The following is a 15,534-nucleotide window of genomic DNA, read 5'->3' on the forward strand; positions in this document are numbered from 1 at the left end:
TTATTTAATACCTGTTCCTGAACCACCAATCCCTTCTAAAATATAACGCTGAGCCACTATATAGATAAGAATTAAGGGTATGGTGGATATTGTTAAAACAGCCATAACTTGATTCGTGTAGACTGGCTCCGTACTATTGATGGCTGTTATTGCTACTTGAATTGGAAATTTTGACTTGTCTGTTAAAACCATTAAAGGCCAAATATAATCATTCCAACTTCCGATAAAGGCTAAAGTTCCAACTGTAGCAACAGCCGGTTTAGACATCGGGAGCATAATTCTCAAGAATATTTGCCACGTATTTGCTCCATCCAATTTGGCTGACTCAATAATTTCTGCTGGAATAGCCATAAAAAAGTTTCGGAATAGATAGATATTGAATGCGCCTGCTAAGGCAGGAAGGATCACGGCGAGACGAGTGTCTACTAATCCCAGCTTGTGAACTATAGTAAATTGTGAGATTAAGATTGTTTCAAGTGGTACGATTAAAAGCGCCAATAAAAGACCAAACAGCACTCTTTTTCCACTAAAATTCAATTTAGCGAACGCATAACCTGCCATCCCATTGATAATGACAGAACCTGCTGCTACACATAAACCATAAAACAAGCTGTTTATTATATAACCAAGTAAATGAAAACGTGACAGAACTTGCTTATAGGATATAAACCAATCTGACGGATGAATGGAAGGTAGGAAAGCCTTGATACTATTCATATTGTTATAAACTTCTGCTTCAGGTTTCATTGAGGATGCGATCATCCAAAACAATGGGAATATAAATAATACCGCCAGCAAAACTAAACAAATGTATTCTAGGATTGTTAAAGGCCCGAATTTTCGTCTCATTAGTCATCTTCCTCCTTTACTAATTTCCGTTGCGCTAGCGTAACTAACCCAATAATTGTTCCAAATAGAAGAGCAATTGAACTAGCGTATCCAACCATTCGATCCGTAAAGCCAGTTTGATAAATGTAATATACAACCGTCATCGTGGAGTTTACTGGACCCCCTTGTGTCATAACCATTGGTTGGACTAATAGCTTAAACGCACCAATTAATGTCGTAATAAATATAAAAATAGAAGTTGGCTTTAATAATGGTAACGTAATATAAATAAATCGTTGCCATTTATTCATTCCATCTAATTGTGCAGCTTCGTAGACGTCTCCAGGTATATTTTGCAAACCTGCTAGAAAAATTAACATTTGAAAGCCAGCTCCCTGCCAGGCTGAAACAAAAACAATTGTAAACATAGCCTGTTTAGGGCTTGTTAAGAACGGTTGAGCTGAAACACCAAAATAAGTGAGTACATTGTTGATAATTCCTTCATTTGGATTTAACAGATAAATCCAAAGAACTGAGATAACAACGAGGGACATTACCACAGGACTAAAGTAAGCTACTTTAAAAAATGTGTTAGCTTTCCGTTGTTTGTTTAACAGGAGGGCCAGCCCAAGAGCTGCCCCTATCTGTAAAGGAATTACCCACACGACAAACTTCAGTGTATTCACCAGACTTTTCAAGAAAATAGGATCCTTAAATAAATTGATAAAATTATCTAATCCTACAAATTTGCGCGTATCGGGTGTTAAAAGATAATAATCCGTAAATGCATAGTAGACAGACATAATAGCTGGGATAATAAGAAACAGCAACAAAAGTAATAATGCTGGTCCTAAAAATGTATAAGCTACTACATTTTCTTTCCATTTAATTTTATTTTTGATCTTTTTTTCAGTTCTCGGGAATGTATAAACAGTCTTATTTCCTTTTAATCCGGTTTTAATCATAATGCCTCCTTCTAGCTGCTTTTATCGATTAGCCTTATCAATAGCTGCTTGCATTTCTGTAGCACGTGTATCTAAGACTTTTTTTACGTTTTTATTTTGATCATAGAAACTGATATCATCAATTGTTTGTTGGAAAGCACGTGTTACTTGTGGATATGCTGGTGTTACTGGTCGTGCGTGTCCTGATTCCTTTAATTGCTTCATAAACACATTCATTTGATCAGAAAATTCTTTTGTAAGTACTTTTTCGGACGAGTAACGAACTGGTAGTGCTGCAATTGTACGACTTAATTCTAAATTCGAATCTTTATTTGTCATCCAATCTACTAGTTTAGCAGACCATTCTTTATTTTCAGATTTCTGTGTCATTGCAAACTGCCAACTTCCTGAAGGTGAAACCAGTTTCTTTGTCTTTGGTGATACTGGATAGGGCATAACACCATAATCAACTTTTTGAAAATTTGTTTTCATATCCGTTACTGTCCATACACCACTAAACTTCATTGGGTACTTTTCTGTTTCAAAAGCTTGTTTGACTGGAGTACGCGTTGTATAGCCTTCTTTTAACATCGTTTGAATAAAAGTCATGGCTTCAACACTAGGCTTTTTATTAAACACCCCTTCTGCTTTAGTACCGTCTTTCGAGAGAATTTCTCCACCTGCAGACCATACAAATGGCGTTAGTGCATACGTTAACATTTCATCTTTTGATTGTAATTGCATATCAATAGCTGGTTTATTATATTTTTCTTTTAACGTTTTACATAGGGCCATGAACTGATCCCATGTCCAAGGATTTTCAACTGTCGGTAACGTATTTAAATCAACGCCTGCCTCTTGTAGCATTTTTTTATTGTAGTAAATTCCCACGGACGATTCACTCGCACCAATCGCATACAATTTGTCTTTGTATGTTCCTTGTTGCTTGATACTTGGTAGTAAATCATCTTGATCTTTCACGTAATCATCTAGTGGAGCAATGATGCCAGATTTTGCATAAGCAGCTGTATTTGGACCATCTAACGTAATAACATCGGGTAATGTATCAGTTGTCAACGCTGCGTTTACTTTATCCTCATACCCACCGCCGTTCCCACTTCGTGGGATAAATTCAATTTTAGCTTTAATATTTTTAGATGCATATTTCTTGTTAAAAGCGTCTACTCGTTTTTTATACACCTTACCTTCTTCACTATCGTCTGATACATGTACCCACATTGTAACCATTTGTTTGCCGTCACTACTTACACTTTTATCCTTACTACAACCTACTACAGCAAGAATTAGTAATAAAGATATACCTACTAAAAACCATTTCTTCATACGTTCCAGTCCCCCTTATTTCTTCTTATTCACAACAAATATATAAAAGCGCTTTCAAGGAGTATTTTATGTCAACCGTTTACATATGTCAATCGGTTGACATGTTTTTTTTGAAATATCAAACTTTTTGTGCCTCTCCTTAAAACGAAGGGATAATATATTAGAATATATGTATTATCAATATCAGGTCCATAATAAAAGTTAATGTTTATTCGATAGAAGATAACAGTAATTAATCCCTACTTCTTGCACATGTTAGAGATATTTTCTACAATAAGTCCGTAACAAATAAACTTTACTTAATTAAATCATTCCTCAAAATAAACTATTTCAAAGTATGAAATTTTTATTAATCAGGAAACTGTAAAGCTATCAAAGGAGGAATTAATTTTAATTGTTATAAAGTATTTATTTAATGATTAATAGGCTATTTTCCTAACCTAAATAAAAAAATATTGTGTGATTTAAAAATATCAAAGCGTATTTAAATAATAAAGATAAAAAAATCCTAATATAATATTAATAATTGATATTTAGTGGGATAGGAGGAAAGATAATGAAACCTAATATCCATGACGTAGCAAAAGTTGCAGGAGTTTCATCCACAACCGTTTCACGTGTCTTAAATAATCGAGGGTACATAAGTGAAAAAACAAAAGATAAAGTTTATAAAGCAATGGAGGAAATTAATTATTTTCCAAACGATTTAGCGCGTTCCTTATTTCATAAAAAAACAAATTTAATAGGATTGATTATACCCAATTCAAGTAACCCATTTTTCGGTGAACTTGCCTTTCATATTGAAAGTGTTTGTACATCGCTAGGTTATAAATTATTGCTTTGTAACAGTTTAAACCGTATGGATAAAGAGGAAAAATACTTAGAAATGCTTATACGAAACCAGGTAGATGGGGTCATTGTTGTAACATACAACCGAGGAGTCCTAGATTATCATAAACAAAATTTACCCATCGTAGCGATTGATCATTATTTATCTGAAAAGATTCCTGTTGTAGGATCCGATAATTATGATGGAGGAAAAAAAGCTACAGAGTTGTTAATAAAGAAACAGTGTGAAAATATCATTCATATTAATGGCCCACTCGATCTAGAAACGCCGGCAAACTTAAGAAGAAAAGCGTATGAGGATGTTATGAAGGGATACGGAAAATTACCAATTACATACGAAGTCTCTCCTCAAAAGAGCCGTAAAGAGGTAATCGCTAAGCTTTTTGATGAACATCCGGAAGTAGACGGTATTTTTGCAAGTGATGATCTAATTGCGGCGGCTGTCATCACAGAAGCTAGAAAAAGAGGAAAAGATATACCCACTCAATTAAAAGTGATTGGTTACGATGGAACGGAAACAGTAAAAGCTATACTACCAGAATTAACGACCATACAACAACCTATTGATTCTATTGCAAAGGTAGCAATAGACATTTTATCTAAAGAGATTGAAGGCGAATTTACCAATATAGAACTTGAAACCTATCTTCCTGTTAAGCTCTTAGAAGATGGAACTACTTAAATAAATTTATAACATTTACAAAGGAAAAAGTTTTCTCTTAAAGACCTGAAGCAATTTATTCTTAATTTAGAGTGATTAAAATAGCTATCTTTTCCCAAAGATCTCGAGCTTGGTTGTCTCAGAAAGTTTAAGAAATTAGGATGCGAAAAATTTCATACACAAGCAAAAGGATCCTTGTTAGAGGCCTCCGGTGTAGATTCTTTTGTCTGATTCCTTTAAGAGACATTATGGCAACTAAAGGCGTATGCTTTTTTGAACTCTCTTCATTTATAGAAGGAATTCCTCAATCTTCTTTTTTATAAATTAAAGTTTTACCTTTTACGTTTAGTGGGGGCAAATACAACGTTTTTCTACAAGATAGGTAATAGATAAAACGATTTTTAGTAAAGTACGTTAACTACTACTTTTATACATAACGTAAAATCAACTATTAAATGTAATTGGTATATAAACTTATTAGTTATTCTAATAGATATATATTATATATACTTATTTATTATTGTTCTTATATATATTTGTTTTTATGTAGATGTGTATCTTAAGACTTATATAAAAAAGCTTGTTAAACAGGAATTCTATAAAAACTGTAGAAGATATTATGGATAATTGATTGTGTAAAAATTTCCAGTTAAAGGTGGGGTATTTGTGGGAAATGAGAAGTTGGTTGAGGTACTTGATAATTTAATTGAAAGGTCGGAAAGATGGTCGAAGGATGCAGAAAAAAGAAAGGATTTAAACAGCTCCATATTTTACGAAGGGCAAACAAAAGCTTTTGAAGAAGTAAAACGAATGGTTAAAAGAGATATAGATAAATATTTACATTCATAGAGTAAACTATTCATCTAATTAATGGTTTTTATAGGATACGACACAAGTCTTATTATTGAATGTATTTAAGAAAGGGTGAAAACATGAAAATTCATCACCTCAACCTAACAGTTACAGATGTTCCTGCTACTCAAGAATTTTTGGAAACTTATTTTGGTATGACATGCAGGGCAAACAGGGGTAAAGGTTTTGCTATAATGCATGATGAAGATGGTTTTGTACTAACTTTAATGAAGGGAAGCGAAGTCAAATATCCAAAGACCTTCCATATTGGATTCCCTCAAGAGAATGAAGAGCAGGTAAATAAAATTAATCAAAGGTTAAAAGAAGATGGGTTTAATGTCGAAGCTCCAAAACAATTACATGGTTATACATTTTATGTAGAGGCACCTGGAGGATTTATAGTTGAGGTACTTTGTTAAATTATCAAAGTACCTCTCATATATTTTTAGTTAACATAATGGATATTATAGAGATTGATCAGTAAAAAGGCCCTTGAAATCTCATAAGGGCCTCTTCTCTGACAATAGATATTATTTTATATACATCTATTTAAAAAACAATTAATTATCTACTGCTTTATAAGTAATGATTAATATATTGAATAAAAAATTATTTACTCATTACACGCCATGTAGAAAAAGGGCCCATTTGTCTTTATAACAAATAAAATTAACCAGAAAAGACGCCCAAAGGATCGTCTTTCCTTAAAAAAGGATATATGTCTTAGGCTAAAATGTTTGAGCTTCTCTTGCGAGCTGTATATTCATTAATATAAAGGTGAATTTTTTTATAAAAATTCGTTACTTATTAGAAATTGATCTAACGTACGTTCTCTGCATTTTGTTGCCTAGAATCCATTACACTATGATTAATATTTCCGTGTTTAACTTCTTCTTCCCACCAAAGGGCTTCATCCGGACTTTTCAATACTTGTTCAATTTCACTTGCATTATCTACTGCTGGAGCAGATCCACGTAGTGATCTACCAGCTGTTTCTTTAACAAAAAAGGCGACAATGATAAGCCCAATCACACAAACAGCCATGAGATAATAAGCAGGAACCATTTTATTCTTCGTAACACTTACTAACCAAGCCACAACTAGAGGGGTAGTTCCACCAAATATAGAGGTAGAAACATTATACGTAATAGCAAGTGAACCATACCGTACTTTTGTAAAAAATAAAGACGGTAACGTAGCAGGAAGAGCTCCCTGGAAAGCAGATAATAGAATACCAATAATAAACAACCCTAAAAAGGCAGTGTAACTATTTCCATTACCAATCATCATAAGAGCTGGTATACTCAGAATAATTGTCCCGATTAAAGCGCCTTTAACAATGCGATTTCGACCAATACGGTCACTCCAATACCCCATTGCTAGGACAAATGGAATCATAGCAATCATAACAATTAGAACTAAGAATAATCCTTTCTTTTCACCATAACCTAGTTCGTCCGATAAATAGGAAGGCATATAAGTGAGAACCATATAACTCATCGTATTATAAAAGAGAACGATTCCGATACAAATTAACAATGGCTTCCAATGGTGAATCAAAATCTCTTTAAGAGAAGCTGGACTTCTTTCTTCTTCTACCTTCAACATTGCTTCAAATGCAGGTGTTTCCTCTAGACGATTTCGAAAATAAAAACCAATTAACCCTAAAGGAGCAGCAATAAAGAAAGGAATTCTCCAACCCCATTCGAGCATAGTTTTATCTCCAAGGAGGAAGGTAAATAATGTGACTAATCCGGCACCTGCGCTAAAACCAACGAGTGTTCCAACTTCTAAACCACTTGCCATAAATCCACGTTTTTTATCTGATGTGGATTCTGCGATAAATGTCATGGCCCCTGCATATTCTCCTCCTGTTGAAAATCCTTGTACTAGCCTAGCAATAAGTAATAATGTCGGAGCAGCAATACCAATAGCATCATAGCTGGGAATGAGCCCAATGCTTAAAGTCGCGACCGCCATCATAATTAATGTAATAGCAAGCACTTTCTTACGACCAAGACGATCACCCATCATACCGAAAAATAAACCACCGATTGGTCTTGCGATAAAAGCAACAGCAAAAGTCGCGAAAGCATAGATTAATCGAAAAGAGGGATCGATTTCAGGAAAAAAGACTTGTCCCATTGTAACAGCTAAATAGGAATAAATTCCAAAGTCGAACCACTCCATGGCGTTACCAAGAGATGTTCCCATCATAGACTGCTTAGCAATTTTAGTATCAACAATAGTAATATCTTCTCTTTTTAATTTTTCGTTTTTTTTATGGCCCACAATGTGCCTCCTCATCAAATAATTGATTCATTGCTTCAGTGTCACCTTTATATTCGTATCTGTTACAGATTCCGTATTATCATTTTCAATACATTCGAATGTTGCTTGAGTCAATTATATAAGTGAAAATAAATCATTTACATTCCAATATACAGTCTAGCTATTCAAATGTTGATCTTCATGATTAACATTTGAATAGCTAGGCATAAAAGAAAAGGACCTAAATGAGCACGTAAATTACAAAAGATTAAGCGATAAACTAATAGGAATAAAATTAATTTTCAATAATCAGAAAATTGCAGATTGAATTTTCTAATTATTCTAAAGGGAAGGAAAGGGAATTTTGCTTTTTATAGCACGTTCCCTTTCTTCTATATTTGAATAATTCTTTAGTGTGGCTTTTTTTAATAGTTAGATAATTTAAAGCAAACGACTTTGGGCTCGGTCATTTCATGAATCGCAAATTTAATTCCTTCTCGTCCTAATCCTGATTTTTTCATACCACCAAACGGCATAGCATCAATCCGGTAGTCACTGCTGTCATTAACCATAATACCGCCAACATCCATCTTAGCAATGGCTTTTTGAGCTTTATCGATATTCTTTGTAAAAATACCTGCCTGTAAGCCATAATTAACATCGTTTGATTTTTCAATTGCTGTGTCAATATCCAAAACTGAATACAAGAGAACAACCGGTCCAAAAATTTCTTCTTTAGCAATCGTACAATCTTCTGGTATGTTGGTTAGAACAGTAGGGGAATAGAAAGCTTTGTTGCGTTCGCCACCTGTTAATAAAATGGCGCCTTTTTCAATCGCTTCATTCACCATCTTCTCTACACGTATGGCTTCCTTCTCTGTAATAAGTGGACCCATGTCGGTTAGTTCTGACTGTTTATCCCCCATGTTGTATTGATTAGTACGCTCCACAAACGCAGTTTTAAATTGATCAATCACACTTTCTTGAATATATATTCGCTGGACTCCTAGACAGTTTTGCCCAGCTGCCCAAAAAGCGCCGGAAACTGTCGATTCTACAGCGTCTTCTAAGTCAGCATCCTCTAAAACGATGACCGGTGAATTTGAACCCAACTCCATGCTAATTTTTTTCAGTCCTGCTTTCCGGGCAATTTCTTCTCCTGCTTCAAGTCCGCCTGTAAAAGAAATCATACGAACTGCAGGGTGTTTCACAAGAACATCCCCAATCTCACTTCCATAACCTGTTATCACAGATAACACTTTTGGAGGAAGTCCGGCTTCAGCGAATGCTTCTGCAAGTAAAAGTGCACTTAATGGTGTGACAGTTGCTGGTTTTACAATAATGGCATTACCTGATGCAATAGCTGGTCCCACCTTGTGTGCAACAAGATTTAATGGATCATTGAAAGGTGTAATGGCACCGATGATACCAATTGGAACTTGCTGATAGTATCCAACTCGGTTCTCACTCCCTGGCATTTGATCAAACGGAATGGTCTCACCATGAATTCTTCTTGCCTCTTCGGCACTAATTCGAAGTGTCTGAATGCATCTTGCTACTTCTTTTGTTGCTTCACGGATCGTTTTGCTACCTTCTCGTGCAATCGTAGATGCATATTTTTCTTTGTTTGCCTCGATATAATCGGCTGCTTTATAAATTACTGCCATTCGCTCATGAACCGCCATAGTAGCCGCGATTTTTGCTCCATCTTTTGCTTCTTCTACACATTGAAGCATATCTTCGGCTGAAGCAGCAGGGACTGTATCAATTATGCTATTATCTTGTGGATCTCGTACTTCAATGGTTTGATCCCTACTGACCCATTTACCCGCAAAATACATCTTTCGACCAGCAACTTGAATTTTCATCACCATTCCTGCCTTTCTATAATTAAATATTTACTAGCTTTCGTTCACGATCAATGTTAATTAAATCAATTAAAAGAGAGAAACCTGTTTCGACCTTTCCAGCCCCAGCGCCACTTAACGTCACAGTTCCTAAAAGATCGCATTCATAGGTAATGGCATTCACAGCACCACTAATTGATGCAAGTGGATCTGTTATCTTCACTTTTTCTAGGGTAATAGAAGCTTTCACGGCGCCATTTTCTTTACGGGCTTTTGCTAACAGTTTCCAGCGCTTTCCTTCTTTCCTTGCTTCTTCTATCTCTTTTAGTGTAATATCCGTTATACCGGTGCATGATACATCTTCTACTTTTAAGGGTTCGTTCATTACATAGTTTGCTAAAATCGCAATTTTATATCTTGCATCGTACCCTTCTACATCACTTGTAGGATCTGCTTCAGCATAGCCCAGCTCCTGTGCTTCTTTTAGAGCTTCCTCATAAGAAACACCTTCATCTTCCATTTTCGTTAGAATATAATTGGTTGTGCCATTTAAAATACCACGTATTTCAATAATCTCATTTCCTGCAAGTGTTGCCACAGGCATTCTTAAGGCAGGCGTTCCACTCATGACGGTTCCTTCGAATCCCCAGGATACGTTCTTTTGGCTAGCGAGTTCGGAAAGTTCTTTATATGCTAACGCAACAGGTCCTTTGTTGGTCATGACTACATTTTTCCCACTCTCAAATGCCAATTTACAGTGGTCAATAGCCGGCTGCCCTGTTTTTACATCGGTGTAGGATACTTCGACAATTGTATCCGCAATTGTTTCACGAATGGTTTTAAAACTATCCCACCCTGTGATAAGTCCCGGTGTTTTAGGATAGTTTTCAAGATTTCCTGTTTCATTTAACACATGCAGGATTGTATCGATGTCTAGACCATGTGGGTGATAAATTGATCCTTTCATGAAATCAGAAATAGCTACAATCTCACCTTCGAAGCCTTCTTCTTTTTTCAACGTTTCTTTTTTATCGCGTAAAATTTCAGCTAATCCTTGACCTACAACTCCAAATCCGATAAATGCTAATTTATGTGCCATATGTTTGTACCTCCAACTGCTCATTGATTGGTAAGGTAACCTCACCCTTTAAAAATTTTATAGCTGTTTGTGCAAGAACTGCTACCCCGATTGGTAAACAAGTTTCATCAATATCAAAAATGGGGGTATGTAAATCTCTTTGAACCTCATCTTTTAGCGCACAGCCAAGAAAAATCATTGAACCTGGAATTTTTTGCGTCACGTAGCCAAAATCTTCCCCGCCCATCCCAAAGGGTCGTCTTGTAATGCCTAATTGAGGGTACATCTCCTCAATAGCTTCTATAATCCAGTCGTTAATAGCAGCACTATTATTTAATGCCGGCTCCCCTCTTTCGACTTTGAACGAATACTTTCCATCTAGTGATTCTACTATTGAAAACGCTTTCTCTAATTCTGATGCCAATAAATCCCGAACTTCAGGTGCATAACTGCGAAGCGTACCTGTAATAGAAACTTCCGTAGGAATAATGTTGCTTGCTGTTCCTGCATGTACTTGGCCTATACTTACAACAGCTGCATCTAATGCAGACACTTTACGGGATACAATACCATGTAAGACCTGCATCACGGGACCAAGCATCCAAATGGGGTCTGTACCGAGTTCTGGGTAGGCACCGTGCCCACCGGTTCCATAAATTTTCCCTTCAAATACATCCACATTTGCCATACTATAGCCATCATTCATTTGTATCTCTCCTACGGGTAGCCACGGGCACATATGAAGGGCAATCGCTGCGTCAACGTCATCATACACCCCAGCTTGAACCATGTAAGGAGACCCAGAGAGCCCGTTTTCATCTGTACTTTCTTCCGCAGGTTGAAAGATGAATTTTATGGTTCCTTTTAGTTTTCCCTTTTTAAAAGCAGAGGCCAGCACATGGGCAATTCCAAGTAAAATGGCTGTATGTGCGTCATGACCGCATGCATGCATCACTCCACTATTTAGAGAGCAATAATCTGTTATATTTTCTTCTTTAATTGGCAAAGCATCCATATCAGCTCTAATAGCGATAGTTGGACCATCCCTGGAAGTCAAGGTACCAATAACGCTTGTTTCAACTCCAATTCCTGTTTCTACATCTATTCCATCCATACTTCGTAGGGTTTCAGCAACAAATTTAGAAGTCCCGAACTCCTGAAAACTGAGTTCGGGATGTTGATGAAACCTGCGTCGCCATTCAATTAATTGGGTATATAATTTATTTACTTGCTCGACCATAGAATGAGCATTGGCCATGCGGTTTCCACTTCCTTTTACAAGACTTTCATTAAACTTTTAGGGCGCTTTCCACATGATTGAATGCTTGCTCAAAATCTGCAATAATGTCCTCAATCTCTTCAATACCGCAAGAGATACGGATAAGCCCTTCTGGAATTCCCATTGCCGCACGTTCTTCTGGTGTACATTCCACGTGGCTTGTGGTACGGGCAGGTCCAACCGTTGTTTCAACGGCTCCAAGGTTAGCCGCACGGTTGGCGAATTGTAATTTTGGTAGAAGGTCTCTTACGGTGTCAACACCGCCTTTAACTGCAAAACTAAGCATACCTCCAAATTGTTTCATTTGTTTTTTTGCAATATCATGATTTGGATGCGTTTCAAGACCTGGATAGTAAACACCTTCTACAATTTCTTTTGTTTGTAAATATTTCGCAAGAGCCATTGCATTTTCGCTTTGCTGACGAACACGTAAATGTAGCGTTTTCATTCCTCGTAACATTAGATAAGCAGCCATTGGATCCATTGTTGCCCCATTAATTTCACGGAAGTGGTAGATTTTTTCAACAAGTTCTTTTGAACCGCACACCACTCCTCCTAATGCGTCTGCATGCCCCCCTAAAAATTTAGTGGCACTATGGATAACTAAGTCTGCTCCTAATGCAAGTGGATTCTGGTTAATCGGTGTTCCAAATGTATTATCTACAATGACTAGCGCACCTGCATCGCGGCCTACTTTAGCCATACGCTCAATGTCCGTAATTTTCACTGTAGGATTCGTTGGCGTTTCTAAGTATAAAATTTTGCAACCTTTTGTCACTTCTGCTTCGATTTGCTCGTGGTTGCCTGTTTCACAAAGAGTTACCTTTATTTGCTGACGGGGAAGAAACTCTGTAAAGATTTTATTTGTACCGCCATATGTATCTTTTATAGATACAATACGATCACCTGGTACTAAAAAGGTAGACAATGTGTTGCTGATAGCAGCCATTCCTGTTGAAAAGCTTGTAGCAGCCTCCCCGCCTTCTAAAATTTTCACTTTATCTTCAAATGCTTGGACCGTTGGATTCGTATTACGTCCGTAAATATGTCCCTTTTTCTTTCCGATTGCTACATCATACCATTCATCCATATCATCGTAACCGTAAGCTACACTAAGAACAACTGGCACTTGTGTAGCCCCGTGCACCAAATACTCTTTTTCTCCTGCCCATACTGCTTTTGTTCCTACCTTGATCTTTTCATTTGTCATATGATCACTCCTCATTAGTTTTTTAACGACAATGTTTTGTTTTCAACGTTCCATCCTGCATTTCGTTTCACCATTTCGCTGTAAGCAAACAGTGCGATTGCTGTATCTTGAACCCCTGTCCCTGTTAAATCACAAATTGTGATTTGCTCATCATTTTCTCTCCCTCGTACTTCTTTTGAAGTGAGTTGACCTAGTTCGATAATGGGGGTATTATCCGTTACTATACGTTGATTAAAGGCGTGATGAAGTTCTCCTAAACGAGCGCATTGTTCCTTTTTATCACATACAAGCTTATCAGCCCGTGCTAGCACTTTGGCCTCCAACTCCTGTTTATGTTCAGCATCTGATCCCATCGCTGTAATATGAAGACCTGGATGCAGCCATTCTGCTTTAATAATAGGTTCTGTTGCTGGAGTTGTTGTGATGACTGTATCACTGTTTCTAACTACTGCTTCGGCACTGTCTACGACTTTAACTTCAATTCCAAGCTCTAATGACATGTCTTGTGCATACTTTTTAGCACGATCAGTTGAACGGGCATATACAAGTACTTTACCAAAGTCGCGTACTAATTTTAGTGCTCTGACTTGGAATCTCGCCTGACTTCCTGCTCCAATCACTCCCACTGTCGTCACATGTTCTTTAGAAAGGTATTTGGAAGCGATGGCTCCAGCAGCAGCGGTACGAACTTCTGTTAAATATCCATTGTCTAAAAGAATGGCTTGAGGTACACCAGTTTGAGTGCTTATTAATATCATCATGCCATTTCCACTTGGAAGTCCCAGCTGATAGTTATTAAAAAATCCTGAAGAAATTTTAATAGCAAACATGTCTTTTTCTTTGACATACGCTGTCTTAACGTCCACTTCCCCATTTTGATCATGAAGATCAATGCGCATGATCGGAGGCATTTCAACCTGATTATTAGCTAATTTTGTAAACCCTTCTTCTACAATATTGATAGCTTCCAGATTCAATTGAATATACTGCTTTAGTTCTGGTTCCGTAAAAATATACATAGATGTACTTCACCTCCGCGAATAAATTATTAGTTAGTCAATGCACCATCTTTTATAAATAATGACCTTGGAAGAGAGGCGAATGTTTCACATCCCGTTTCGGTTACACCGAATGATTCACTTGCTTCAAATCCGTAACTGTCTAGCCAAATGCCCGGAATAAGATGGAACGTCATATTTGGCTGGAGAATCGTTTTATCTCCTTTACGAATGCTTGCTGTGTGCTCGCCCCAATCAGGAGGATAGTTAAGACCCATTGCATAACCAATACGTGAATCTTTTATAATCCCACTTTTTTCAATTGTTCTTCTCCAGGTCTCTTCAATTTCTTCGCATGCTATGCCAGGCTTAATCATGTCAAGGCAAGCATTTAATCCTTCTACTACAACATCTGAAAGTAGTTGTACTTTATCTGAAGGCTTACCAATATTTACTGTTCGAGCAAGTGGTGAATGATAGCGTCTGTAACAGCCTGCCAGTTCTAAAATAACTGTATCTCCTTGTTTATAACGCTCGTCCGTCCAAGTTAAATGCGGCGTAGATGTTTTCTCACCTGATGGAAGAAGAGGCACGATGGCCGGATAGTCCCCACCAAACTCTTTTGTTCCAGTTATTTGTGTATGGAATATTTTTGCAGCTACATCACATTCACGTACACCTACATCAATTGATGCAATTCCCTCCTGCATCGCGTTTTCAACAATAGTGGCAGCACGCTTCATATATTCAATTTCTGCATTCGATTTAATAAGGCGAACCCAGTTTACTAAAAGAGTTGCATCTTTAAATGCGGCATTTGGTAAACCTTTTTGCAATTGTTGATAACATTTAGCTGTAAAATAATAGTTCTCCATTTCAACACCAATTGAACGATTGTCCTGGCCGATTTGTTTTAAAATATCGGCTACAAAATCCATTGGATGTTTTGTGTCTGATTGTACATAATCATCTGGATATGGAATAATATTTTCATGATAAAGCCATGTTGTTACTTTAGCTCCGTTTGCATCTTGACCTCTTCCGATCCAAATAGGCTGATCTTCATCATTAATGATGACAAGCATTTGATGTACGTAAAAAGACCATCCGTCATAGCCTGACAAATAATTCATATTAGCTGGATCTGTAATAAGCAATACTTCAATTCCTTGAGCAGTCATTTTTTCTTTTGTTTTTTGAATTCTCTCTCTGTATTCTGTTGTGCCAAATGACATAGAATAGATTCCTCCTGTTTTCCAAACTTAATATTCTGAATATTTTATCTCTTAATTAAATTATATTTAAATAAGATAATAATTAACATTCGCAAAAATGTATGAAATTTTTAAGACTTTTTTAGTCAAACTATCAAA

The 15,534-nt window shown here is 36.7% G+C and carries 13 protein-coding genes; 3 read left to right on the top strand and 10 right to left on the bottom strand.

Annotation, left to right across the window (positions count from 1 at the left end; all coding sequences use genetic code 11):
- From ACWATA_RS27000 to ACWATA_RS27010, 3 genes are read right to left on the bottom strand one after another with little or no spacing between them, the layout of a single operon-like run.
- Complete coding sequence (locus ACWATA_RS27000; protein ID WP_275037649.1) at positions 1–849, bottom strand: carbohydrate ABC transporter permease; 849 nt, start codon at positions 847–849, stop codon at positions 1–3.
- Positions 849–1,793, bottom strand: a complete 945-nt coding sequence (locus tag ACWATA_RS27005; protein ID WP_275037650.1) for a carbohydrate ABC transporter permease — start codon at positions 1,791–1,793, stop codon at positions 849–851. Before ACWATA_RS27005 ends, ACWATA_RS27000 begins: the two co-directional genes overlap by 1 nt.
- A gap of 21 nt (positions 1,794–1,814) precedes the next feature.
- Positions 1,815–3,116 (bottom strand): ABC transporter substrate-binding protein, encoded by a 1,302-nt coding sequence (locus ACWATA_RS27010; protein ID WP_275037651.1) that lies wholly within the window; start codon positions 3,114–3,116, stop codon positions 1,815–1,817.
- 556 nt (positions 3,117–3,672) lie between these two features.
- Between ACWATA_RS27010 and ACWATA_RS27015 the strand changes: the two genes are divergently transcribed.
- From ACWATA_RS27015 to ACWATA_RS27025, 3 genes are all read left to right on the top strand, one after another.
- Positions 3,673–4,647, top strand: coding sequence for a LacI family DNA-binding transcriptional regulator (locus tag ACWATA_RS27015; RefSeq protein WP_473050470.1), 975 nt, complete (start codon positions 3,673–3,675; stop codon positions 4,645–4,647).
- A gap of 645 nt (positions 4,648–5,292) precedes the next feature.
- Positions 5,293–5,475 (top strand): hypothetical protein, encoded by a 183-nt coding sequence (locus tag ACWATA_RS27020; protein ID WP_216141254.1) that lies wholly within the window; start codon positions 5,293–5,295, stop codon positions 5,473–5,475.
- Between the two features lie 83 nt (positions 5,476–5,558).
- A complete protein-coding gene (locus ACWATA_RS27025; RefSeq protein ID WP_216141253.1) occupies positions 5,559–5,897 on the top strand; it encodes a VOC family protein in 339 nt (112 codons plus the stop codon).
- Between the two features lie 400 nt (positions 5,898–6,297).
- Here the strand turns inward: ACWATA_RS27025 and ACWATA_RS27030 are convergent, their stop codons facing one another.
- The 7 genes from ACWATA_RS27030 to ACWATA_RS27060 all read right to left on the bottom strand — a co-directional run bounded on the left by ACWATA_RS27030 (position 6,298) and on the right by ACWATA_RS27060 (position 15,396).
- A complete protein-coding gene (locus ACWATA_RS27030) occupies positions 6,298–7,770 on the bottom strand; it encodes an MFS transporter (protein WP_372586575.1) in 1,473 nt (490 codons plus the stop codon).
- A gap of 404 nt (positions 7,771–8,174) precedes the next feature.
- On the bottom strand, positions 8,175–9,617 hold the full coding sequence (locus ACWATA_RS27035) for an aldehyde dehydrogenase family protein (RefSeq protein ID WP_233335237.1): 1,443 nt from the start codon (positions 9,615–9,617) through the stop codon (positions 8,175–8,177).
- Positions 9,618–9,639: 22 nt separating this feature from the next.
- On the bottom strand, positions 9,640–10,695 hold the full coding sequence (locus ACWATA_RS27040; RefSeq protein WP_233335238.1) for a homoserine dehydrogenase: 1,056 nt from the start codon (positions 10,693–10,695) through the stop codon (positions 9,640–9,642).
- Positions 10,685–11,932, bottom strand: a complete 1,248-nt coding sequence (locus tag ACWATA_RS27045) for a M20 metallopeptidase family protein (RefSeq protein WP_216141250.1) — start codon at positions 11,930–11,932, stop codon at positions 10,685–10,687. Before ACWATA_RS27045 ends, ACWATA_RS27040 begins: the two co-directional genes overlap by 11 nt.
- Positions 11,933–11,963: 31 nt before the next feature.
- On the bottom strand, positions 11,964–13,163 hold the full coding sequence (locus tag ACWATA_RS27050) for a cystathionine gamma-synthase family protein (RefSeq protein ID WP_216141249.1): 1,200 nt from the start codon (positions 13,161–13,163) through the stop codon (positions 11,964–11,966).
- A 14-nt stretch (positions 13,164–13,177) separates the two neighbouring features.
- Positions 13,178–14,182 (bottom strand): cyclodeaminase, encoded by a 1,005-nt coding sequence (locus tag ACWATA_RS27055; RefSeq protein WP_233335239.1) that lies wholly within the window; start codon positions 14,180–14,182, stop codon positions 13,178–13,180.
- Between the two features lie 29 nt (positions 14,183–14,211).
- Positions 14,212–15,396 (bottom strand): M24 family metallopeptidase, encoded by a 1,185-nt coding sequence (locus ACWATA_RS27060; RefSeq protein WP_473050471.1) that lies wholly within the window; start codon positions 15,394–15,396, stop codon positions 14,212–14,214.
- Positions 15,397–15,534: the final 138 nt, after the last annotated feature.

It is taken from the genome of Priestia sp. USM5, from assembly GCF_058323215.1.